Origin of the sequence: Roseococcus sp. SDR, assembly GCF_019083995.1 — a bacterium.
Taxonomy (GTDB): domain Bacteria; phylum Pseudomonadota; class Alphaproteobacteria; order Acetobacterales; family Acetobacteraceae; genus Roseococcus.
On sequence record NZ_JAHRCU010000019.1, the window covers coordinates 70,766 to 93,637 of the forward strand.

22 protein-coding genes are annotated in these 22,872 nt (G+C 69.3%); 11 read left to right on the forward strand and 11 right to left on the reverse strand.

The genetic code is table 11. The annotated features are described in order from the left end of the window. Positions 1-14: 14 nt before the first annotated feature. Entirely contained in the window at positions 15-1,052 is a 1,038-nt protein-coding gene (gene phnD / locus KTR66_RS19215) for a phosphate/phosphite/phosphonate ABC transporter substrate-binding protein (protein ID WP_213615418.1), read from the reverse strand. Between the two features lie 26 nt (positions 1,053-1,078). Next, positions 1,079-1,906 carry a phosphonate ABC transporter ATP-binding protein gene (gene phnC / locus KTR66_RS19220; protein ID WP_213615420.1) on the reverse strand — a complete coding sequence of 276 codons (828 nt, stop codon included), beginning with the start codon at positions 1,904-1,906 and terminating at the stop codon, positions 1,079-1,081. Positions 1,907-2,018: 112 nt separating this feature from the next. Between phnC and KTR66_RS19225 the strand changes: the two genes are divergently transcribed. From KTR66_RS19225 to KTR66_RS19235, 3 genes are all read left to right on the forward strand, one after another. Continuing rightward, entirely contained in the window at positions 2,019-2,981 is a 963-nt protein-coding gene (locus KTR66_RS19225) for a tripartite tricarboxylate transporter substrate binding protein (RefSeq protein WP_213615422.1), read from the forward strand. 5 nt (positions 2,982-2,986) lie between these two features. After that, the gene (locus tag KTR66_RS19230) at positions 2,987-3,247 is read left to right on the forward strand and encodes a hypothetical protein (RefSeq protein WP_213615424.1); all 261 of its coding nucleotides are present in this window, start codon (positions 2,987-2,989) and stop codon (positions 3,245-3,247) included. A 76-nt stretch (positions 3,248-3,323) separates the two neighbouring features. Continuing rightward, on the forward strand, positions 3,324-4,949 hold the full coding sequence (locus KTR66_RS19235) for a long-chain-fatty-acid--CoA ligase (RefSeq protein WP_213615426.1): 1,626 nt from the start codon (positions 3,324-3,326) through the stop codon (positions 4,947-4,949). A 4-nt stretch (positions 4,950-4,953) separates the two neighbouring features. On the opposite strand, the gene KTR66_RS19240 is transcribed toward KTR66_RS19235, so the two are convergent. Together KTR66_RS19240 and KTR66_RS19245 are read right to left on the reverse strand one after the other, a co-directional pair. After that, positions 4,954-6,027 carry an ABC transporter substrate-binding protein gene (locus tag KTR66_RS19240; RefSeq protein WP_213615428.1) on the reverse strand — a complete coding sequence of 358 codons (1,074 nt, stop codon included), beginning with the start codon at positions 6,025-6,027 and terminating at the stop codon, positions 4,954-4,956. Then, complete coding sequence (locus KTR66_RS19245) at positions 6,024-6,854, reverse strand: phytanoyl-CoA dioxygenase family protein (RefSeq protein WP_213615430.1); 831 nt, start codon at positions 6,852-6,854, stop codon at positions 6,024-6,026. The genes KTR66_RS19240 and KTR66_RS19245 overlap by 4 nt, the downstream gene beginning before the upstream one ends. Positions 6,855-7,075: 221 nt before the next feature. On the opposite strand from KTR66_RS19245, the gene KTR66_RS19250 reads away from it, so the two are divergent. Both KTR66_RS19250 and KTR66_RS19255 read left to right on the forward strand, forming a co-directional pair. Beyond that, positions 7,076-8,701, forward strand: a complete 1,626-nt coding sequence (locus KTR66_RS19250) for an ABC transporter substrate-binding protein (protein WP_213615432.1) — start codon at positions 7,076-7,078, stop codon at positions 8,699-8,701. 202 nt (positions 8,702-8,903) lie between these two features. Next, complete coding sequence (locus KTR66_RS19255) at positions 8,904-9,239, forward strand: NIPSNAP family protein (RefSeq protein ID WP_213615434.1); 336 nt, start codon at positions 8,904-8,906, stop codon at positions 9,237-9,239. Positions 9,240-9,294: 55 nt separating this feature from the next. Here the strand turns inward: KTR66_RS19255 and KTR66_RS19260 are convergent, their stop codons facing one another. After that, positions 9,295-10,038 (reverse strand): superoxide dismutase, encoded by a 744-nt coding sequence (locus KTR66_RS19260; RefSeq protein WP_213615436.1) that lies wholly within the window; start codon positions 10,036-10,038, stop codon positions 9,295-9,297. Positions 10,039-10,165: 127 nt separating this feature from the next. Here KTR66_RS19260 and KTR66_RS19265 point away from each other — a divergent pair, with 127 nt between their 5' ends. Continuing rightward, positions 10,166-11,176, forward strand: a complete 1,011-nt coding sequence (locus KTR66_RS19265; protein WP_213615438.1) for an enoyl-CoA hydratase/isomerase family protein — start codon at positions 10,166-10,168, stop codon at positions 11,174-11,176. Here the strand turns inward: KTR66_RS19265 and KTR66_RS19270 are convergent. The 4 genes from KTR66_RS19270 to KTR66_RS19285 all read right to left on the reverse strand — a co-directional run bounded on the left by KTR66_RS19270 (position 11,169) and on the right by KTR66_RS19285 (position 15,246). After that, positions 11,169-12,086 carry a DMT family transporter gene (locus KTR66_RS19270; RefSeq protein ID WP_213615440.1) on the reverse strand — a complete coding sequence of 306 codons (918 nt, stop codon included), beginning with the start codon at positions 12,084-12,086 and terminating at the stop codon, positions 11,169-11,171. The two genes, KTR66_RS19265 and KTR66_RS19270, sit on opposite strands and share 8 nt — an antisense overlap. Positions 12,087-12,117: 31 nt before the next feature. Continuing rightward, positions 12,118-13,530 carry an amidohydrolase family protein gene (locus KTR66_RS19275; protein WP_213615442.1) on the reverse strand — a complete coding sequence of 471 codons (1,413 nt, stop codon included), beginning with the start codon at positions 13,528-13,530 and terminating at the stop codon, positions 12,118-12,120. 8 nt (positions 13,531-13,538) lie between these two features. Beyond that, positions 13,539-14,537, reverse strand: a complete 999-nt coding sequence (locus tag KTR66_RS19280; RefSeq protein ID WP_213615444.1) for a tripartite tricarboxylate transporter substrate binding protein — start codon at positions 14,535-14,537, stop codon at positions 13,539-13,541. A 151-nt stretch (positions 14,538-14,688) separates the two neighbouring features. Next, the gene (locus KTR66_RS19285; protein WP_213615446.1) at positions 14,689-15,246 is read right to left on the reverse strand and encodes a histidine phosphatase family protein; all 558 of its coding nucleotides are present in this window, start codon (positions 15,244-15,246) and stop codon (positions 14,689-14,691) included. Between the two features lie 122 nt (positions 15,247-15,368). On the opposite strand from KTR66_RS19285, the gene KTR66_RS19290 reads away from it, so the two are divergent. The 4 genes from KTR66_RS19290 (at position 15,369) to KTR66_RS19305 (ending at position 18,526) form a co-directional block, all read left to right on the forward strand. Continuing rightward, a complete protein-coding gene (locus KTR66_RS19290; protein WP_213615448.1) occupies positions 15,369-16,037 on the forward strand; it encodes a Tim44/TimA family putative adaptor protein in 669 nt (222 codons plus the stop codon). 71 nt (positions 16,038-16,108) lie between these two features. Then, complete coding sequence (locus KTR66_RS19295) at positions 16,109-16,870, forward strand: (Fe-S)-binding protein (RefSeq protein ID WP_213615450.1); 762 nt, start codon at positions 16,109-16,111, stop codon at positions 16,868-16,870. Further along, a complete protein-coding gene (locus KTR66_RS19300; RefSeq protein WP_213615452.1) occupies positions 16,867-17,571 on the forward strand; it encodes a 2OG-Fe dioxygenase family protein in 705 nt (234 codons plus the stop codon). Before KTR66_RS19295 ends, KTR66_RS19300 begins: the two co-directional genes overlap by 4 nt. 466 nt (positions 17,572-18,037) lie before the next feature. Then, a complete protein-coding gene (locus KTR66_RS19305; RefSeq protein WP_213615454.1) occupies positions 18,038-18,526 on the forward strand; it encodes a GAF domain-containing protein in 489 nt (162 codons plus the stop codon). A gap of 77 nt (positions 18,527-18,603) precedes the next feature. Here the strand turns inward: KTR66_RS19305 and KTR66_RS19310 are convergent, their stop codons facing one another. Beyond that, positions 18,604-19,011, reverse strand: coding sequence for a hypothetical protein (locus KTR66_RS19310; protein WP_213615456.1), 408 nt, complete (start codon positions 19,009-19,011; stop codon positions 18,604-18,606). Between the two features lie 23 nt (positions 19,012-19,034). Beyond that, positions 19,035-19,796 (reverse strand): MOSC domain-containing protein, encoded by a 762-nt coding sequence (locus tag KTR66_RS19315; protein WP_213615458.1) that lies wholly within the window; start codon positions 19,794-19,796, stop codon positions 19,035-19,037. Between the two features lie 114 nt (positions 19,797-19,910). Between KTR66_RS19315 and clpB the strand changes: the two genes are divergently transcribed. Continuing rightward, positions 19,911-22,499 (forward strand): ATP-dependent chaperone ClpB, encoded by a 2,589-nt coding sequence (gene clpB / locus KTR66_RS19320; RefSeq protein WP_213615460.1) that lies wholly within the window; start codon positions 19,911-19,913, stop codon positions 22,497-22,499. Positions 22,500-22,872: the final 373 nt, after the last annotated feature.

The following is a 22,872-nucleotide window of genomic DNA, read 5'->3' on the forward strand; positions in this document are numbered from 1 at the left end:
CTTGAGGGCGGAATTCAGCTCCTCCGCCGGCGCTCCGCCGCCTCTTCCCGGCGCATATCCACCAGGAACTGGAACTGCGCATGCGTCACTTCGCGATAGCCGGTGCCGCCGCCGCGCTCGATCTGCTGGTAGATCGTCGGGTGCGTCTTCGGCAGCGCCAGGTGGAAGTTCACGATGTCGTCGCGGAAGGCGCGCGGCAGGTTGGTGCGCATGGTGATCGGGCCGTTGATGATGGGCTCGCTCTGCCAGATGATGCGCAGATCGCGCATGTTCAGCATGCCCTTGTCCACCATCGCGCGCAGATTGCCGCGGCTGAAGCCCTCGTTCACATCGCCCTGGCCCGAGGCCCAGGTGACCGCGGCGTCGAACTGCCGCTGCAGCACGGCGACGACCGCCTGCTCATGCCCGCCGCCGAAGCCGGTGCGGGAGAAATACTGCCCGCTCTCGACGCCGATGCCCTGCCGGCGCAGCGCGAAGCGCGGCACCAGATAGCCCGAGGTGGAATTGGCATCCGCCCAGGCCAGCGTGCGCCCGCGCATCTGCTCGAGATTGGTGATGCCGCTATCGGCGCGCGTCACCATCACGGCGATGTAGCTGATGGAACCGTCGCGCTCCTCGGCCACGAGCACGGGCTCGACACCGCCATTGGTGTCGATCCAGGTGCCGGCATAGACGGAGGGGCCCATGCTCGCGAACTCGATCTGGCCCGCCGAGAAGGCCTGCAGGACGCCGGCATAGTCACTGGCGGCGAAGAGCCGGACGGGGAGCTGGAACGTCTCCTGCAGCAGGGCCTGGTAGGCGCCGAAGCGGCCCATGCGGTCGGCCTCGTTCTCGCCGCCCAGCAGGCCGATGCGGATCTGCGGCACCTGCGCGGCCCAGGCGCGGCGGCCGGGCTCGGGCATGGTGACATCGGCATCCAGCGTGCGGCGCATGCGCTGGCCGGCCGCGGCTTCCGGCGCCATGGTGGCCGGTGCGGCGCGCTGTGCGGGGGCGAGTTGCGGCGCCAGGCCAGCGCCGAGCGCCAGGGCGCCGAGGTAGCGGCGGTTGATCATCGGTCTCGTCACTCCTTCGGAGGGGGTCAGGCCAGCGCCACCTGCGGCCCGAAGCCGTGGGCAGGCGTGGCATTCACGGCGGCAGCCGCCTCGGCCTGGAACTCGGCCTCGGTGATGCCGTAGATCTGAGTGATGCGCGCGGCATTCAGTTCCGCGGGCGCGCCATCGAAGACGACGCGGCCCTGCTGCATGGCGATGACGCGGGTGCAGTATTCGCGGGCGGTGTCGAGGTGATGCAGATTCACCATGACGGTCAGCCCATCGCGCCGGTTCACTTCGGCCAGGGCATCCATCACGGTGCGGGCGTTGCGCGGGTCGAGGCTCGCGATCGGCTCATCGGCCAGGATCAGCCGCGGCTCCTGCATCAGGGCGCGACAGATGGCGACGCGCTGCTGCTGCCCGCCCGAGAGCGTGTCGGCGCGTTGCAGCGCGGTGGAGAGCAGGTCGAAGCGCTCGAGCGCGGCCAGCGCCATGGCGCGCTCGGCGGGCGAGAACTGGCAGAAGAGGGAACCCAGCCGCGCCAGCACGCCATGGCGATGGTTGAGGCGGCCGATCAGCACATTGGTCAGCACATCGAGGCGCTGCACCAGATTGAATTGCTGGAAGATCATGGCGCATTCGGTGCGCCAGTCGCGCAGCGCACGGCCGCTCAGCGCCGTCACGTCGCGCCCGTCGAAGCGGATGCGGCCCTCGGAGGGCTCGGCCAGGCGGTTGATCAGGCGCAGCAGCGTGGATTTGCCGGCGCCCGAGCGGCCGATCACGCCGACCATCTGGCCCGCTGGGACGGTCAGGCTCACGCCATCCACCGCCTTCACACTGCCGAAGCGCCGTGTCAGACCCTCGATCTCAAGCATGCCCGCATCCCATCTGCCGGGGCGCGGCATAGTGGGTGTATGTTGCGGCCACATGACGCTTCGGCGAAGCGAATGTGACGCCGGACTGAACGAGAAGAAAACGGAGGACACCATGTCATCACGCCGCGCCCTGCTGGCCACGCCCGCCCTTCTGGCCCTGCCGGCCCAGGCGCAGGAGGCCTTCCCCAGCCGCGCCCTGGCCGTCGCCTCGGGCTATGCGCCGGGCGGCGTGACGGATGTGACCAGCCGCGCGGTCGCCGAGCGCATGGCGCGCGAGCTCGGCGTACCGGTGGTGATCGAGAACCGCGTGGGGGCGGCGACGGCGGTGGCCAACACGCATGTCGCGCAGGCGCGGCCCGATGGTTACACGCTGCTGATGGGCACCTCCACGCTCGCCATCAATCCGGCGCTGCAGCCCAACCTCACGCCCCGCGAACCGATGCGCGAGCTGGTGCCCGTGGGCATGGTGTTCCGCACCGCCTTCGCGCTGCATGTGAACCCCGCCGTGCCCGCACGCACGACGGAGGAGTTCATCGCCTATTGCCGCGCCAATCCTGGCCGCGTGAATTTCGGTTCGAGCGGCACGGGCGCGGTGAACCATCTGGCGCAGGCGCTGCTGGTGGCGCGCACCGGCATTGATGTGGTGCATGTGCCCTTCCGCGGTGGCGCGCCCGCGCTGATCGAGCTGCGCGCCGGCCGGATCCAGGCGATGTTCCAGGCCCTGCTGGAGGCGCTGCCCACGATGCGTGAGGGCAGCACGCGCGGCCTTGCCATTTCGTCGCGCGAGCGCAATGCGCTGGTGCCGGACCTGCCGCCCGTGGCCGATGCCGTGCCGGGCTTCGAGGCGGTGTTCTGGCAGGCGCTCTTCGCGCCCGCCGGCACGCCGGCGCCGGTGCTGGAGCGGCTGGGGGCGGCCTTGCGCGCCGCGACGGATGATCCCGCGCTTCGCTCCCGCATGGCGGAGCAGGGGGTGGACATCGTGACCGGCGATGCGGCATCGGTGCGCGATCTCCTGGCGCGGGAGACGACCATGTGGGGCGACCTCATCCGCGGCGCCAATATTCGACCGGAGTGACGACGATGCGCCTTCTCCCGATCGGCCTGATGCTCCTGCTGGGCGCCTGCGCCAATGTGGACACCTCGCCCGGTTCCTCCGGCGTGCCGGACATGCCCTTCGGCCCGCCGAGTTTCCAGCGCGGTTATCAGACCACGAGCGGGCAGATCGTCCTCGATCGCGAGCTGACGCCGAACGATCCGCGCCGCTTCGACCTGCCGCCCTCGAACAACCCGCGCCCCTTCGCGCCGCCGCCGGCCGGCGATCCGCGCCGCCTGGGCTGGTAGCGCGCCCTGCGGGCATGGACGGCGCGGCCCTGCCTGCGCCAGGATGCCTTCCAAAGAACGACCAGGGAGGACCACCATGCTCGGCCTGATGCAGGAGCACCCGCTCCTCGTCTCCTCGATCCTGCGCCATGCGGCGCGGCACCATGCGGGGGCGAAGATCGTCTCGGTGGATCCGGAGGGCGCGGTGACGCGCGGGACATGGCCGGAGGTGGAGCACGGGGCGAAGCGCCTGGCCCAGGCGCTCACCCGGCTCGGCGTGAAGCCGGGCGACCGGGTCGCGACCATGAGCTGGAATTCCCGCGCGCATCTGGAGGTGTATTACGCCGTCTCCGGCATGGGGGCCGTGCTGCACACGGTGAACCCGCGCCTCTTCGCCGACCAGATCGCCTATATCCTGGCCGATGCCGGGGATGTGGTGGTCTTCGTGGACCCCTCCGTCCTGCCCGCGCTGACCGCGGTGGCCGATCGCCTGCCGCCCTCGCTGCGCGCCGTGGTGCTGATGGGCCCGGCGCCCAAGCCTGACCTGCCCGTGCCGGTGCTGGACCAGGCCGCGCTGATCGCCGCCGAGGATGGCGACCATGCCTGGCCGGAGCTGGAGGAACGCGCTGCCTCCTCGCTCTGCTACACCTCGGGCACGACCGGCATGCCCAAGGGCGTGCTCTATTCGCACCGCTCCACCGTGCTGCACGCCATGTCCGCCATCCAGCCCGATGTCTTCGCGCTCGGCGCGCGGGATGTGGCGATGCCGGTGGTGCCGATGTTCCACGTCAACGCCTGGTCCATCCCCTATGCCTCGGCCATGGTGGGCGCCTCGCTGGTGCTGCCGGGGCCCAAGCTCGACCCGGCCAGCCTGTTCAAGCTCTTCGAGGAGGAGCGGGTCACCTTCTCGGCCGGCGTGCCCACCATCTGGACCATGCTGCTGGCCTGGCTGCGGGCTGACCCTTCGCGCAGATTCACCGCCCCGCCGCGGCTGGTGGTGGGCGGGACGGCGCTGCCGGTCCCCATCACCACAGGTTTCCTGCGCGAATATGGCGTTCCCATCCTGCATGCCTGGGGCATGACGGAGCTGAGCCCGCTCGGTGCGCTGAACTCCCGCAAGGCCGAGACGGCGGAATGGGACGAGGATCGCTGGCTGGCCTATAGCCGCAAGCAGGGCCGCCCGCCCTTCGGCGTGGATTTCCGCATCCTCGACAGCGCGGGGAAGCCCATCGCGCGGGACGAGGTGGCCTTCGGCGAGCTGGAGGTGCAGGGCCACTGGGTCGCCGCCAGCTACTTCAACCATCCGGATGACCCGGCCTTCAGCGACGACGGCTGGTTCTCGACCGGCGATGTGGTGACGGAGGATGCGCTCGGCGCCATCGAGATCGTGGACCGCGCGAAGGACGTCATCAAATCCGGCGGCGAATGGATCAGCTCCATCACGCTGGAGAACATGGCGCTGGCACACCCCGATGTCGCGCTGGCGGCGGCCATCGGCGTGCGCCATCCGAAATGGGATGAGCGGCCGCTGCTCCTGGTGGTGCGGAAGCCCGGGACCAACCCGACGGCCGAGAGCATCCTGGCCGTGCTGGAGGGCAAGATCGCCAAGTGGTGGATGCCGGACCGTGTGGAATTCGTGGACACGCTGCCGATGACCGCCACCGGCAAGCTCTGGAAGGCGGAGCTGAAGCGCCAGTTCAAGGATTACGCGCTGGAGGGGTGAGGCCTCAGCCCAGCAGCGCGGCGAAGGGGGCGATCTTGCTCCGCACCTCCGCCCATTCGGCGGCGCTCAGCTTCACCTTGCCGGCGAAGCGGTTGCTGATGAGCGTCTCCGTCTCCGGCCGCCGCCCGCCCTCGGCGCCGCCGAACTCCATCACGAGGTCGGTCATGCGGGACCAGCGGGCGAAGTCGGTCCAGCCCAGGCCGTTCTCCATCGCCTCGGGCTGCAGCATCGTGGATTGCATGATGCCCTGGCTGAGCCGCGCATTGTCGCGCCCGCCGGCCGTGATGCCGATCTCGGGCACCTGGCGGATCAGCATGTCCAGCGCGCGGTCGGGCTCGCGCAGCTGGAAGGCGGCGGCCTCCAGCAGGGCATCCACCACGCGCTCGCAGAGATCGGGGCTGCGCTGGAGGATCTCGGGGCGCGTGGTGATCACGTTCGCGTAGAATTGCAGCCCGACGGCGGAGAAGAGCATCAGCCGGTGCGGCGCGTTCTGCGCCATCATGACCGGGATGGAGGAGGAGCCGATGCCCGAGCCCGCATCCACCTGGCGGTCGATGATGGTGCGCTCGAAGACGCGGTTGTCCACCTGCTGCATGGTGATGCGCGAGGCATCCACGCCGGCGAGGCGCAGATAGGCCGGGATGAAGGGCGCATCCACGCCGGCCGGCACGATGGCGAGGCGCCGGCCTTCCAGGTCCTTCGGCGAGCGGATCGGCGAATCCTGCCGCAGCAGGATGCCCATGGTCATGTCGTAGTTCACGGTGGCCAGCCCCACCAGGGGCAGGCCGCGCGCCGCGTTCAGGATGACGGAGCTCGCCCCCACCAGGCCGAATTCGAACTGGTTCTGCGCGATGGCCTGGGCGGCGGCGTTGGAGCCGAAGCCGCGGGTCACGCTCGCCTCGATGCCGCGGTTGCGGAAGCTGCCCATCTCGCGCGCCACATAGGCATAGGCGGTGGCACCCTGCGCCAGCCAGGGCAGGGTCAGGCGGATCGGCGTCAGCGTCTGCGCCAGCACGGCGGGGGCGGCGAGGCTGCCGCCCATGGCGGCCAGCAGGGTGCGGCGGGGGGTCTGCATCATTCCACGGGCTCCATGTCGGCGGCCTGGAGGATGTCGCCATCCTTGTACTCGCCCCAGGCCGCGGCGAGCTGCGCCATGCTGGCAGGATCGAGGTCGCGCGCCGGCAGGTTGTCGGTGTCCCAATGGCCGTAGGTGTCCACGCCCCGCACCAGCGTCGCGGGGCGGCGGCCGATGGTCGAGCGCACATGCGTCGGGATGTAGAAGAAGGCGAAGCCGATGCGGCGATCCCCCGCGCGGTTGGGCAGGGAGGAATGCGCCGTGCGCTCGTGATGCAGCGAGAACTGCCCGGCCGCGAGCGGCATGGAGACGGCGAGGCTTTCGTCGATGCCCTGAATTTCCTGCCCCTTGGCCAGCATGTTGTCGGCCGCGAAGGTCTCGACATGCTTGAGGTCGGGTTGGAGGTGGCTGCCGGGCACCACGCGCAGGCAGCCATGCGCCTCGCTCGCCTCGGTCAGCGCGACCCAGGCCGTCACCTCCTCATGCGGGGAGAGGCCGAAATAGGCGGAATCCTGATGCCAGGAGACATAGCGCGGATCGCCGCCATCCTTGGCGAAGATGCTGGCGCCGAAGAGCAGGATATTGGGGCCGATCACATCCTCCACCGCGTCCAGGATGCGCGGGTTGCGGCCGAGATCCACGAGCCAGGGAAAGGGCAGGTGGCCCTTGATCTTGAGCGTGCGGTTGGCGTCGTGCCCGACGCTCGCCTCATAGGCCTCGATGCGGCGGCGATATTCGAAAGCCTGCGAGGGCTCGATCGCGGTGAAGGGGAAGGCATAGCCCTGGCTGCGGAACTGCTCGACCTGGGCCGGGGTCAGATGCTTCGGCATGGCGTGCTCCTGCGGTGGCGCGCTCGCGATGCAAGACGGGTGCCAGGGGAAAGCGCCCGGCTGCCATGGCCTGGGCAGGGCCGCATTTTCGCGATCCCGGGCAATTTGCCGCTTTTCTACTCAGATGCCCGCCTCCCGGGAGCGAAACGGCTGTCCGAAGCCCTTGCTGTGGGCAATCGCCGCTGGTCGTATGCCGCGACCAAAAATCCCGGAGGGGCATCATGAGGTTCACGCTCAAGGCCGCAACTTGGAAGGTGATGGGGCTCGGCATGGCCGCGACCCTCATGGCGCTTCCCGCCATCGCCCAGCAGACGCCGCAGAGGACGCTGCGCATCGCCATGACGGCGGCCGATGTGCCGACCACCACCGGCATGCCGAACAACGGCTTCGAGGGGATGCGCTTCCTCGGCTATCCGGTCTTCGAAGGCCTGGTGCTCTGGGATCTCTCCAGCGCCGACCGCCCCGCCGGGCTGCGCCCTGGCCTTGCGGAATCCTGGCGCCAGGACCCGAACGACCCGCAGACCTGGCTCTTCACCCTGCGCGAGGGCGTCCGCTTCCATGACGGCACGCCGTTCAATGCGGATGCGGTGATCTGGAACCTCGAGCGCTACTTCAACAACCAGTCGCCGCAATTCGAGGCGCAGGGCTCCGCCATCACCCGTGCCCGCATCCCGATCATGGAGAGCTACCGCAAGGTGGATGAGCGGACGATCGCCTTCCGCACCAACCGCGTCGCCTCCTACTTCCCCTATATGGCGGTCTATATCCTCTTCACCTCGCCGAAGAGCTTCGAGGATGGCGGGCGCGACTGGGCGCGGGTTGCGGCCCTGCCGCCGGCCGGCACCGGGCCCTTCCGCCTCAGCCGCTTCGTACCGCGCACCTCGGCCGAGCTGTCCAAGAACGAGCAATACTGGGACCGCACGCGCATCCCGCGGCTGGACCGCGTGCTGCTGCTGCCCATGCCGGAGGCGACGACGCGCCTCGCCGCGCTGCGCTCCGGGCAGGTGGACTGGATCGAGGTGCCGCCGCCCGATGCCATCCCCTCGCTGCGGCAGGCGGGCTTCAACATCACCACGGGCAGCTACCCGCATGTCTGGCCCTGGTTCTTCCAGATGGGTGGCGAGACGCCCTTCCGCGATGTGCGCGTGCGCCAGGGCCTGAACTACTGCGTGGACCGGGCGGGGCTGGTGCAGCTCTTGAACGGCACGGCGGAGCCGAGCGTGGGCTGGCTCAAGCCCAATGACCCGAATTTCGGCACGCCGCAGAACCGCTACACCTTCGACCCCGCCCGCGGCCGCGCGCTGCTGGCCGAAGCCGGCTTCAACGCGCAGCGCCCGCTGAGCTTCAAGGTGATGATCAGCACCTCGGGCTCGGGCCAGATGCTGCCGCTGCCGATGAACGAGTTCCTGCAGCAGAACCTCCGCCAGGCCTGCGGCGTGAACGTCACCTTCGAGGTGACGGAGTGGAACACGCTGCTGCAGGCCACGCGCAGCCCGCCGGGCGCGCCGGTGCTGGCCGGTTCGCTGGCGCTCAATCCCTCCTCGCCATCCAGCGACCCGAGCGTGGCCGCGCGCTACTTCCTGCAGGCCTTCACGCCGCCCAACGGCTTCAACTGGCCGCAGTTCAATGACCCGGAGTTCGAGACGGCCTTCGCCGCGCTCGAGCGCGCGACGAATGAGAGCGAGTTCAACGCGGCCTATGCCCGGGCGCATGCGCGCCTCGTGGACAATCCGCCCTGGCTCTACATCGTGCATGACCTGAATCCGCGCGCCATGCATCGCCGGGTGCGGGGCTTCACCAGCGCGCAATCCTGGTTCCAGGACCTCGTGCCGGTGGATATTCAATGATCCCCAAAGAAACGCTGCGCGTTTTTCCGGGGGGGCCGGATTGGCGCTGAGCCTGTGAGTGGGGTTCATCCTCCGGTGGCGAAGCCACCGGAGGGCCACGGGGGGCGGATCGCGGGGGCGGTCCGCCCTTCTTGCTTCGGGGGTGCTATGCCCCCTTGTGGATTTCGCGGATCATGTCGGGGTTGTTCTGGAGGAAATCCCGATGATCGTTGACCTGCGCATCTACACCTGCCTGCCGAACCGCATGGCGGATTTCGTGAAGCTCTATGAGGAGAAGGCCTGGCCGCTCCAGCTCAAATACCTGGAGAACTGCCTGGGCTGGTACACCACCGTGGAAGGCGAGCTGAACACCGTCGTCCATCTCTGGGGCTACAAGGACCAGGGCGACCGCGAGCAGCGCCGCGCGGCGATGGCCGCCGACCCGGCCTGGGGCGCCTATCTGAAGGCGGCGGCCGAGGGCGGCATGCTGATCAAGATGGAAAACCGCATCGTGAAGGAAGCGCCGCACTTCACGGCCTTCAAGGCGAAGAGGGGCTGAACGGCCCTTCCCGCCGCGCTTGCAGCAAGGGGGGCCGCGGCCCCCCTTGTGATTCTCAGACCCGGAGCGTGCCGGCCATCGCGGCCCCATAGCGCGCCGCGATCTTGTCCCAGTTCAGGATGTTCCACCAGTTCGAGACATACTCGTTGCGGCGGTTCTGGTAGCGCAGATAATAGGCGTGCTCCCACACGTCATTGCCCATCAGCACGCGCTGGCCATCCATCAGCGGGTTGTCCTGGTTCGGCCGGGTGGCGATGGCGAGCGTGCCCGAGGGCGTCACCGTCACGAAGGCCCAGCCCGAGCCGAAGACGCCCATGCTGGCGGCGTTGAAGCGGTTGCGGAACTCCGTCATGCCGCCCAGGTCACGGTTGATCGCGGCGAGCAGGTCGCCCGTCGGCTCGCCGCCGCGGCCACCCATGATCTCCCAGAACATGGTGTGGTTGGCATGGCCGCCGCCATTGTTGCGGATGGCGCCGCGCACCGCTTCCGGCACCCGCGAGAGGTTCATCAGCAGCTCATCGAGCTGCATGGCGGCGAAGGCGTCCTGCCCCACCAGCGCACGGTTCAGGTTCGCCACCTGCGCGCCATGGTGGAAGCGCCAGTGCAATTCCATGGTGCGGGCGTCGATCGCGGCCTCGTTCGCATCGAAGGCATAGGGCAGGGGGGCCAGGGTGAAGGGGCCGGTCGGCGCGGGCGCCGGTGCCGCCGCGGGCGCCTGGGCCTGGGCGCGGCCGGTGATCGCGAAGGCGCCAAGCGCGGCGGCGCCGAGCAGCAGGCCGCGGCGATGGATGAAGGCCATGGGGTTTTCCTCCTTGGGGTGAAGCCCGCCCAACCTGATGGCATGGCGGCCATTCCGCAAGGTTTTCGAGGGTGGACAGGTGCCACCCCGCGCGCTACCGCCGCAGGAAGCAGATTGAGGAAGCACCATGAGCGAAGCGAGCCTGATCCTGAACCGCGAGGGCCATGCCGGCACCATCCTGATGAACCGCCCCAAGGCGCTGAACGCGCTGGACATCGGCATGATCCGGGATTTCGCCGCCGCCATCGCGCAATGGAAGGATGACGCCGCCGTCAAGCTCGTCCTGCTCGAGGGCGCGGGCGGGCGCGCCTTCTGCGCGGGTGGCGATGTCCGCGCCGTGCGCGAGGCCGCGATCGCGGGCGACCGCGCGCCGGTCGAGGCCTTCTTCACCGAGGAATATGCGGTGAACGAGGGCATCGCGCTGTTCCCCAAGCCCTGGGTCTCGCTCATTGATGGCGTCTGCATGGGCGGTGGCATCGGCCTCGCCATCCACAACGGCCCGCGCGTGGTGAGCGAGCATGCGCTGCTGGCCATGCCCGAGACGGCCATCGCGCTCTTCCCCGATGTGGGCACCAGCCACATCCTGCCCCGGCTGCCGGGCAAGCTCGGCACCTGGCTGGCGCTGACCGGCGCGCGGCTTTCGGGGGCCGATTGCGTGCATGCGGGCCTCGCCACCCACTATGTCCTGCGTGAGAACTTCCCCGCGCTGCGCGCCGCGCTGGTCGAGACCGGCGATGCCGGCGTGATCGAGCGCTTCGCCGCCCCCCTGCCGGCGGCGAGCTTCGCGCCGCATCGCGCGCTGATTGACGAGGCCTTCGCGCAGGACAGCGTGCTCGGCATCATCGCCGTGCTGGAGAAGGCGGGCGGCGAATGGGCCGAGGCGCAGGTGAAGATCCTCCGCCGCATGTCGCCCACCAGCCTCAGCGTCTCGCTCGAATTGCTGAAGCGCGGCGCGGGGATGAATCTCCGCCAGTGCCTGGATGAGGAGCTGAAGCTGACCCGCACCGTGGTGCATGACCATCCGGATTTCCGCGAGGGCGTGCGCAGCGTGCTGGTGGACAAGGACGGCAAGCCCGCCTGGACGCCGGCCACGCTGGAAGCCGTGGACAAGGCCGCGGTGCTCAAGCTCTTCAGCTGAGCGATACGCTGCCCGCCAGCACCAGCACCACGCCGGCGACCACCATGAGCGCGCCGGTCACATCCTTCGTCTTCAGCCGCTCGCCCAGGAAGAAGCGGCTGAAGAGCAGGGTGAAGAGGATCTCCACCTGGCCCACCGCACGCACCAGCGCGACGGGCGCCAGGGCGAAGCCCATGAACCAGCAGCAGGAGCCGGCCGCCGAAAGCGCGCCGACCTTGGCGCTGTCCCGCCAGCTGCGGAACACGGCCATCACCTGGGCGGGTTCGCGCAGCAGCAGCCAGCCGCCCTGCATCACGGTCTGCATCATGTTCGTGACGACGACGGAGAACAGCGCCTTGAGCAGCGGGTCCGTGCCCGGCAGCTCCATGTTCGCCTTGCGCACGCAGATGGAGGTGAAGGCGAAGCAGAAGCCCGCGCCGATGCCGCAGAGCGCCGCCGGCTGCAGCGTCGCCCGCCAGAGATCGCCCGGCCGCATGCCGCGCCCCGCGAGCGAGAGATACATCACCCCCGTGACGCTGACGGCGATGCCGAGCCAGGAGAGCACGGGCAGCACCTCGCCCAGGATGATGACGGCGATGATGGAGGCCTGCACTGCCTCGGTCTTCGAATAGGCGGTGCCGACGGCGAATCCGCGCGGCCCGAAGGAGGCGATGAGCAGGTTGGTGCCGAAGATCTGCGTGATGCCGGCCAGGGCGCAGAGCAGCAGGAAATAGGGTGTCGGCGTGCCGAAGCCGCCGCCGAAGATCAGCCAATAGGCGCCGAGAATCACAAGCCCGAAGGGCACGCCATAGAGGTAGCGCACGACGGCCGCGCCGTTCAGCGACAATTGGCCGCGCAGGCGCTGCTGCAGGGCGGTGCGCCAGGTCTGGAACAGCGCGGCGGTGACGGTGATGGCGACCCAGAGCGGCAAGCGGTGATCCTCGTCCGGCGAGGCAGCTTAGCTAACGCCGCGTGCGCCGCCAGCCCGGGTCCTCGGCCACGAGATGCGAAAGGCCGGAGCGCCGCAGCATCTGCGCCGTCTCGGCCTCGGCCGCCGCCACGATTTCCGCCTCGTCCAGATGCGCCACGCGCCGGCCTTCCATCAGCAACTCGCCGCCCACCACCACATCGCGTACATCGGCGGCGGTCGCGTAGCAGACGACGCGCCAGACCGGCATGTTGGCCGGCACCATGTGCGGCGCGGTGAGGTCCACGGTGATGAGATCGGCGCGCTTGCCCTCTTCCAGGCTGCCGATCTCGCGTTCCATGCCGAGTGCCGCGGCGGCATCCACCGTGATCATCTCCAGCGCGCGGCCGGGCGGGATCAGGCTGTCGTCGCGCGCGGCGCGCTGGGCGTAGCGCATCGCCTCGAAGGCGTGGCGGAACATGTCGCCGCTGCGGTCGGGTGCGGTGCCGTCGCTCGCCACCGCCACGTTCACGCCCGCATCGAGCAGCTTCACGACGGGGCAGAAGCCGCGCACGGCGGCGATGGCCGTCGGGTTGTGGATCACATGCGCGCCCGTCTTCACGAGTGTCGCGATGTCCTCGTCACTCAGGTCGGTGCAGTGGGAGAGGAAGGCGTCCGGCCCCAGCAGGCCGAACATCTCATCGGCCATCACGATGCTGTTGGTGCGGTGGCCATCCTGGTGGAAGCGCGCCTTGAAGCGGGCGCCGAGCTCCCGCACGGCACGCCCCTGGGCCTTGATCTCCGCGACCTTCGCCGCGTCATGCGTGGCCTCCCGGTAGACGGGCATGAAGGTGCACAGGCGCATGCGGCCGCGGTCATGCACGCGCTCGAAGAGCAGGCCCATGGTCTCCAGCATGTCCTCGAAGCGGATGGCGCGGGTGCTGCCATCCTCCATCACGAAGTCATGCGGGAAGGGCGGGCGGCGGGGGCCGACGGCCATGATGTCACGGATGCCGATCTCGGCGATGGCGCGCGCCCGGGCCTCGCCGGCGGCGGGCGTGTCGAGGCGCATGATGCAGTCACCGCCGCCCAGCACGGAGACGCCGGTGGTCACACCCGCCTTCAGGCGCTCCAGCCCCGCGAGGCGTGCCTCGGCGTACCAGAAGGCGGCGGGCGAGGCGCTGCTGTAGATGACGCGGCAGGCCTCGCTCCATTCCGGCCCGCCATTGCCCATGGTCTTCACCAGGCCGTGGCCGGCATGGGCGTGGGTGTCGATCAGGCCCGGCAGCACCGCCTTGCCCTTGGCGTCCAGGACGCGGGCGGGCTTGGGGAAGCGGGCCGCGATCTCGGCCGCCGTGCCCACGCCCATGATCCGCCCGCCCCGCAGCGCCACCGCGCCGTCGGGAATGACGCGGCGCGCGTCATCGAGCGTGATGACGGTGCCGCCAGTGACGATCAGCTCAGTCATGCCGGAATTCAGGAGACATCGATCTGCAACCCCTCACGCTGGATGACGCCGCGCCACTTCACGATCTCGGCCTGGACGAAGCGCGCGAAATCCTCCGGGCTGCCTGGCATGGCCACGCCGCCCATCTGGGCGAAGCGCGCGCGCGTCTCCTCGGTGTTCAGCAGCGCGTTGATCTCGGCGTTCAGCGTGCGCAGCGCGGCGGGCGGGATGCCGGCGGCGGCGAACATGCCGAACCAGGTGCTGACGTCGTAATTCGCCAGCTCCGGCATCGTCTCCCGCAGGGCGGGCAGTTCCGGCATCTGGGCGCTGCGGTCGGCGCTGGTGACGGCGAGCGCGCGCACCTGGCCCGCGCGGATCTGCTGCACCGAGGTGGTGAGGTTGTCGAAGCTGAACTGCACATTGCCGGCGATCAGGTCGATCATCAGCGGGCCGGCGCCGCGGAAGGGCACATGCGTCGCCTCCGTGCCGGTGAGCTGGTTGAACCAGACGCCCGAGAGATGCGGCGACTGGCCGACGCCGGAGGAGCCATAGGCGAGGCGGCCCGGGTTGCGCTTCAGATGCGCCACGAACTCCGGAACGGTGGTCGCCGGGATGCTCGGGTGCAGCAGCAGCACGTTGGGGCCGCGGATCATGTTGCCGACGGGCTGCAGCTGCTCCGGCCGGTATTGCAGGTTGCGGAACAGCGAATAGGCGATGGATTGCGGTCCGATATTGCCGGAGAGCAGGGTGAGCCCATCGGCCGGGGCGCGCAGCACCTCCAGCGTGCCGATGGTGCCGCCGCCGCCCGAGCGGTTCTCCACCACGACGGGCGTTCCGAAGCGCGCCTGGAGATGGGGCGAGAGCATGCGGGCCATGATGTCCGTGGTGCCGGCCGGGGCTGCTGGGACGACAATCCGCATCTGCTGGCCGGGCCGCCAATCGGCCTGGGCCCCGGCGGACGACACGACGGCCGGAGCGGCCAGGAGCGCGCCGGGCAGGGCGAGGCTGGTGCGGCGGGTGATGGTCATGGGCGGTCCTCCTTTATGATTGCCCGAAGCCTCGCCGCATTCGCGACCGAAGGGAAGGGCTCAGGAGGGAGGCGAGACCCTACGGTTCATCCGGCCGCAAGGCGGCCGGCGCCGCCCACCAAAGTGCATGGCCCGGCGCTGAGGGCATGAACTAATGATGCTTCCAGACCACCTGTTCCGGGTGGGCCTCTGTCGGGTTGGCCTCGATCATGTCGCCATTCATCACGGATTTGCCCGTGAAGGCGAGGATGAAGCCCCAATGCGAGACGACCAGCGTATGGGCCCAGTCGTCCAGCGCCGCCATCTCGGCGCGGAAGAGACGGGCGCGGGCCTCCACCTGCTCCGCCGGCTCCTCGATGGCGGGCCACCAGATCTCCTCGATGGCATGGAAGCCCACCTCCGGCCAGGCGGCGCGGAGCTGGCTGATGGGCGAGCCCACATCGCAGGTGAAGGCGTAGCGCTCCCGCACCGTGGGCGTGACGGTGAGCGGCAGGCCGAGCGCCTGGGCCACCGGGGCGGCGGTTTCCAGCGCGCGGGTATAGGGCGAGACGATGATCCGCCGGATGTCGCGCGCCGCCAGCGCCGCTGCCGCGCGGGCCGCCTGCTGATGGCCGAGCGGCGTCAGCTTCGGGTCGATGATGCCCGGGTCCCGGCGGGTGGCCGTGAAATGCAGGTTGAACTCGGATTGACCATGGCGCAGGAAGATCATGTGATGCTGGGTAGCGGGCGGCCCGGACGGCGGCAAGCGGCATGTTCCGGCCTGGAATCCGTGACGGCACCGTTGCGGCTGGTCCATGCCATCACTAAGTAGAAGGGCCACTGGAGGTCCCAATGCAGGGCGGTTTCCCGATTGATCTGATTCTCTTCGCCATGGTCGCGGCCTTCCTGGTCCTGCGCCTGCGCAGCGTGCTGGGCAAGCGGCAAGGCTTCGAGCGGCCGCCCCAGCCCGAGGGCATCCCCGATGCGCGGGCCGCGCGGATCGAGGGCATGGCCGATCAGGTGATGCCCGCCCGCGGCAGCGGTGCGCGGCGCAACCTGCCCAGCCCGCAAAGCCCGGCCGGAACCGTTCTGACGCAGATCGTGGCGATGGACCCGAGCTTTTCGCCCAATGGTTTCCTCGATGGGGCCGAGGGCGCCTTCCGCATGATCGTCACCGCCTTCGCCCAGGGCGACCGGCAGACGCTGCGCGCCCTCCTTTCCGACGAGACCTATTCCGGCTTCGAGCAGGCTGTCGCCGGCCGCGAGGCCGCGGGGGAGACCCAGCGCACCGAAATCCGCTCGATGCATGAAATGGCGCTGGAGGGTGCGGAACTGCGCGGCACGGTCGCCGATGTGACGGTCCGGTTCGTCTCCGATCAGGTGAATATGACAACGGCCCGCGGCGGCGAGATCGTGGCCGGTTCGGACGCCATCACGGAAGTGATTGATATCTGGACCTTCCAGCGCGACCTGACCGCCAAGGACCCGACCTGGAAGCTGACCGCCACGCGCAGCGGCTGATCCCCTGACTGCATGGCTGCGCCGCGCCCGGGTGATTTCCGGGCGCGGCGAAGGCCGCTAGGCTCCTTCGCATGTCCAAGCCCCGCATCGCCCTCTTCGTCACCTGCCTGGTGGATCTCTACCGGCCCTCCGTCGGCTTTGCCGCCATCAAGCTGCTGGAGGATGCGGGCTGCGAGGTTGTGGTGCCGCTGGCCCAGACCTGCTGCGGCCAGCCCGCCTTCAATTCGGGTGACCGGGCCAGCGCGCAGGAGATCGCCCGCCAGGTGATCGCCGCCTTCCTGCCCTATGATTATGTCGTCGCGCCCTCCGGCTCCTGCGCCGGCATGATCAGCCATCATTATCCGGGCCTCTTCGCCGAGCATGACCCGGAGGCGCGTGGCCAGGCCGAGGCGCTGGCCGCCAAGACGCACGAGCTCACCTCCTTCCTGACCGATGTGCTGAAGGTGCGGCATGTCGAGGCCACCTATGACGGCACAGTGACCTATCACGATTCCTGCTCAGGGCTCCGTGAGCTGGGGGTCAAGGCACAGCCGCGCCGCCTGCTCGAGAGCGTGCAGGGCTTGGGCCTCACGGAGATGGCGGATTCCGAGATCTGCTGCGGCTTCGGCGGCACCTTCTGCGTCAAGTACCCCGAGATCTCGACCCGCATGGTGAGCGACAAGGTGGCCAACATCACCGCGACCGGCGCGGATACGCTGCTCGCGGGCGATCTCGGATGCCTGCTCAACATGGCCGGGCGCCTGAAGCGCGAAGGCAGCACCATCCGGGTGCGCCACGTGGCTGAGGTGCTGGCCGGGGTGGCCGACGCCCCACCCATCGGGGACGCGTCGTGAACGTGCTCGCCGAGGTCCAGGCCCGCGGTTTCGCCCGGCTGCGGCCGGAGGCGACGCAGGCCCTGCTGGGCGCGCCCGGGCCGGCACTGCACAGTTTCACGGAGAGTTGGCAGCGGCTCGAGATGGACGGCTTCATGGCCGATGGCGGGCGCTATCGGCGCCGGCGCCTGGCCAATTTCCTGGCCCTGCCGGGCGAGGCGGGACATCGCCGGGGCCTGCACCGGCCGCATTTCCAGGCCTCTGTCCACAACAAGCTCAACGGGGGCGTGGATCGCTGGTTCGCGCCGGTCGAGGATGCGGTGGCCCTGAACCCGGTCTGCACCGGGCTGCTCGGTCTGGGCCGCTCCGTGGCGGACGGCCTCCACCCGGGTACGCCCTGGTTCGTCGAGATGCACCAGTTCCGGGTCGAGGCGGTTGCCGGCGCCCCAGGGCTGCCGACGCCGGAGGGGGTGCATCATGACGGCGTGGATGTGGTTCTCATCGCGATGCTGGCGCGTACCAACCTGCAGGGTGGCGAGACGCTGGTGACCGATGACGCCGGTGCCGAGCATGCGCGCTTCACCCTCGAGGGGCTGCTCGACCTCGCCGTGCTGGACGACCGGCGGGTGATGCATGGCGTGACGCCCGTCGAGCCGATGGACCCCGGGCTCCCCTCCAGCCGGGACGTCCTGGTCCTGACCTGGAAGCGCGTCACGCACTAAAATATTTTTTTCCGGAGCATGTCAGATTCTGCGCGGCACCCGCTCCGCGCGGCACGCCTCCGCATCGCCGGGCCGGTTTCCGCATTCCAGGCTACGCCTGCCAAAGCGCGGATTCGTTGCGATTTCGGCGACATCAACTGTCAGATAAAAATGACATTCAGAGTGTCCACGTTTCCGAGTTCTCAACTCGCAATTGCGTGGAGTTCATCATCCTACCACCTCTCGGCAGGAAAATCGGGCGCACTCTCCCCTTGCCGCCATGCGACCCGCGAGGGCCTTCGCTAGCGGCATCAGGTGGAGGCTATTTCCCGGCAAGCCGAAGCCAGACTGGTCCCTCGCGGGCCACGGGCCGGTTGGACAACCAACCGGCCCGTTTCTTTTGCCCGGTTTCCTTTTCGGCAGGCTGAGCCCATGCTCCCGGCAACGGGCGAGGGAGGTTCGGCATGCATCGCGATCGGTCGGCGCCATGACGCTGGAGGATCTTGCCCAGGCCCTCGCGGCCCCCGGCCAGCCCGGCGTCGGCCTCGCCGCCATGGAGGCGGCGCTGGCGAGCCTGGTGGGCCACCGCCTCTTCACCGTGCTGGTGCTGGACGAATCGCGCACCCAGAACCGGCGCTATCATTCCAGCCGGCCGGTGGAATACCCGGTGGGCGGCTACAAGCCGGTGCAGCGCGGCAGCGATTATTACCGCCGCGTGGTGGAGGCGGGCGAGGTGCGGTTCTGTCACGACAGGGAGGACATCATTCGCGCCTTCGCCGACCATGAGCTGATCCTCTCGCTCGGCTGCGAATCCTGCGTGAACGTGCCCATCCGGTGGAACGGGCACACGCTGGGCGCGCTCAACCTGCTGCATGGCGCGGGCCATTATTCGGCGGCGCAACTGCCCACGCTGCGCCTGGTCGCGGCACTCGCCGTGGCGCCCCTGCAATGGATCCTGGACGGGCCGGAGAGCTGAGGCGCCCCGGCCCGGCCGGCTTGTTCCGCGCCTGATGCCCGTCCCGGGCGATGCCGCCCAGGACGATCAGGCCCGGCTCAGTAGCAGCCCGGCGCGGCACCCATGCGCGAGGGGCCCTGCGGCAGCAGGCAGGTGCCGATGCCCGCGATCTGCACACGACCGCGCAGGCCGAGATCCTCGGCGCTCGCCGCCGTCGCCTGCCAGAAGGTGGAGGGGCACTGGCCCCCCATCGCCACCAGCGCGCCAGGCGTCTGCAGCGAGAAGGGGAAATCCGCGCCCGTGTGATAGACGACGAGGCAGCTCGTGATGGAGACATCCGGCCGGACCTCGAAGGCGGGGCCGCGGAAGGGCCCCATGGCGCGGCCCGCCGCATCGAGCGGTGAACCAGGCGAGCCGGCGGGCAGGCTGGCGCCCGGCGGCTCGGCCGCGCAGCCGGCCAGCAGGGCAAGGGACAGGCCGATCACGGCCAGGGATGAGGTTCTCATTCTTCGTTCTCCTTCCTCAAGATTCAGGTGGGCGCGAACGCCTCCAGCGAGTCTCCCACGGCGACGCGCCCGCCCTCCAGCACTTCCGCCTGCACGCCCAGATCGGCATGGCCGAAATTCTCGCGCAGCACGCGCGGTGGCTTCGCGTCCCGCTCGGCCGTGTCGGGGTTCACCTCCGTCGCCGGGCAGCGGACGATGCGCTTCCAGACGCGCAGCTTCGCCTGGCCGAGCTGGATCTCCTGGCCCATCAGGTCGAAATCGCCCCATTCCTTCCCGCCCGAGACATAGATGTTCGCCCGGAAGCGGATCGGGTCGAGCCGCATGCCCGCCGCGCGTTCCAGCGCATGCAGGCTGGCCAGCGAGATGATGGAGACCGATTTCTGCGGAATGTCGGTGAAGTTGTAGCCCGGCGCCTCGACGAAGCGCAGCGGCCCGCGCGCCTCCTCGGCCATGAAGCGCGTCATCCACGCCTCGGCGGCGGCGCGGCCGGCCTCGGTGTGGATATTGGCGATGAAGGGCTCGCCCCCAGTGGGGCGGATCACCCACTCGCCGGTATGCGGGTCATAGGCCGTGTGGAGTTTTGCCAAGCGCGCATTGGCCATGAGGCAGGCGAAATTGGTCTTGCGCATCCAGACGGGGGCGGCCGTGTCGAAGCCGGAATCGGCTTGGGCCAAGGCGAAGCGCCGATCATGCGGCAGGCATTCGCCGGGGGTGAGGGTCACCTCCTCCAGCGCCTCGGCGGAGAAGCCCTTCACCGGGTAGCGGTAGATGTGTTCGACGCGCATGGCTCAGCTCCCGATTGGCCTTGAATCCCAGGCTCGCGCGTTCCCACAATATGGGCAAGGCGGTGCTGCCCGATCGGGGGCGCCGCTGCATCTGTCGCCTCAAGGAGGGACCATATGGATATCGAAAAGTTCACCGAGCGCGCCCGGGGATTCATCCAGGCCGCCCAGACCATCGCGATTCGCGAATACCACCAGCAGCTCACGCCCGGGCATCTGCTCAAGGCGTTGCTCGATGACGAGCAGGGGGCTGCCACCGGCCTGATCGCCGCCGCCGGCGGCGACGCCAACGCCGTGCGCGGCGCCATCGAGGCCGAGCTGCGGAAAATCCCAGCCGTGCAGGGCGCGGGCGCCGGCCAGGCGCCGCAGCTGACGGCCGAGCTGGTGCGCGCGCTCGACGCTGCGCAGCAGGCGGCGAGCAAGGCGGGTGACGCCTATGTGGCGCAGGACCGCATGCTGCTCGGCCTCGCCATGGCCGACAGCGCGGCCTCCCGCGCGCTCAAGGCCGGGCGCATCACGCCCGATGCGCTGGAGGAAGCCATCACGCGCCTGCGCAAGGGCCGCAAGGTGGATGCGCCGGCCGCCGAGGACAGTTTCGACGCGCTGAAGAAATACGCCCGCGACCTGACCGAGGCCGCGCGCACTGGCAAGCTCGACCCCGTGATCGGGCGCGACGAGGAGATCCGCCGCGCCATCCAGGTGCTGGCGCGTCGCACCAAGAACAACCCGGTGCTGATCGGCGAGCCCGGCGTGGGCAAGACCGCGATCGTCGAGGGTCTCGCGCTGCGCATCGCCAAGGGCGACGTGCCCGAGGCGCTGAAGGACAAGCGCGTGATGTCCGTGGACCTCGGCGCCATGGTCGCCGGCGCCAAGTATCGCGGCGAGTTCGAGGAGCGGCTGAAGGGCCTGCTGAAGGAAGTGGAGGAAGCGGCCGGCCAGGTCATCCTCTTCATCGACGAGCTGCACACGCTGATCGGCGCGGGCAAGGCGGATGGCGCGATGGATGCGTCCAATCTGCTGAAGCCGGCGCTGGCGCGCGGCGAGCTGCACTGCATCGGCGCCACGACGCTCGACGAATACCGCAAGCACATCGAGAAGGACGCGGCGCTCGCACGGCGCTTCCAGCCTGTGATGGTGGGCGAACCGAGCGTGGCCGATACGGTCAGCATCCTGCGCGGCATCCGCGAGAAGTATGAGCTGCATCACGGCGTGCGCATCACCGATGGCGCGCTGGTGGCGGCGGCCACGCTGAGCAACCGCTACATCACCGACCGCTTCCTGCCCGACAAGGCGATCGACCTGGTGGATGAGGCGGCGTCGCGCCTGCGCATGCAGGTGGACAGCAAGCCGGAGGAGCTGGACGAGCTCGACCGCCGCCTGCTGCAGCTCAAGATCGAGCGCGAGGCGCTGAAGCGCGAGGAGGACGCCGCCTCGAAGGAGCGGCTGGTGAAGCTCGAGGCGGAGCTCTCGGAGCTGGCCGAGAAGAGTGCCGCCATGACCGCGACCTGGGAGGCCGAGAAGGGCGCCGTGGTCGAGAGCCAGAAGCTCAAGGAGCAGCTGGACCAGGCCCGCACCGAGCAGGAGCTGGCCGAACGCCGCGGCGACCTGAACAAGGCCGCCGAGCTGCGCTACGGGACCATCCCGACGCTGGAGAAGCAGATCGCCGAAGCCGGCGGCGGCGGCGCGCGGCTGGTGAATGAGGCGGTGACCGAGGAGGGCATCGCGCAGGTCGTCAGCCGCTGGACCGGCATCCCGGTCGAGAAGATGCTGGAGGGCGAGCGCGCCAAGCTGCTGCGCATGGAAGACGAGCTGCGCCGCCGGGTCGTGGGGCAGGAGGAGGCGCTGGAGGCCGTCGCCAAGGCGGTGCGCCGGGCGCGGGCCGGGTTGCAGGACCCGAATCGGCCGATTGGCAGCTTCCTGTTCCTGGGACCGACCGGCGTGGGCAAGACGGAGTTGGTGAAGGCGACCGCGTCCTTCCTCTTCGACGATGACCGCGCCATGACGCGAATCGACATGAGCGAGTTCATGGAGAAGCACGCCGTAGCGCGGCTGATCGGCGCCCCTCCGGGCTATGTCGGGTACGAGGAGGGCGGCACGCTGACCGAGGCGGTGCGGCGCCGGCCCTACCAGGTCATCCTCTTCGACGAGGTCGAGAAGGCGCATGAGGATGTGTTCAACATCCTGCTGCAGGTGCTGGACGATGGCCGCCTGACGGACGGGCAGGGCCGGACCGTGGATTTCCGCAACTGCATGATCGTGCTGACCAGCAACCTCGGCTCCCAGGCCATTTCGGAACTGCCGGACGGGGCGGAGGTGGAACAGGCGCGGCCGGCCGTGATGCGGGCGGTGCGCGAGCGGTTTCGCCCGGAATTCCTGAACCGGCTGGACGAGGTGGTGCTGTTCCGGCGCCTGGCCCGGGAAGACATGGGCCGGATCGTCGAGATCCAGCTCGGCCGCCTGCGGGAACTGCTGGAGGACCGGAAGATCACGCTCACGCTGGACGAGGCGGCGCGGGATTGGCTGGCCGAGGCGGGCTATGACCCGGTCTATGGGGCGCGGCCGCTCAAGCGGGTGATCCAGCGGAACCTGCAGGACCGCCTGGCCGGGATGCTGCTGGAAGGCGCTGTGAAGGCTGGGGATTCCCTGGAGGTGACCGAGGGGCTGGATGGGCTCGAGGTGAAGACCCTGGAGCCCGAAACGGCCTGAAACGGCGGAAAACCGGGCCCGTTTCGCGATGGGTCCGGCCTTTCATGGCTGCCATGTCTCTGTCACATGCGGTGGGGGTTTACAGGTCCGGCCGGTCCCCATAGAACCCGCCCCACGACGAACGGGGGCGACCCCGGCGGCGGGCTGAGAAAGAAGCCGCTTGACGGCTCCGGGGTGACCCGGTAGGAAGCCCGCCCACCACACAGGGAAACCTAAGTGGTTCGGTTGGCCGGGCGCAAGTCCGGCCAAGTTGTTTCACAATTAAATCTGTTGTGCAGATGGTTATGATTGCTATCTGGGCGGGGATGCGTGGTTGGCGCTGCGTGTGGTGACATGCGTTGGTGTTGGCTGATGTATCTGGCGTCTTGGTGGT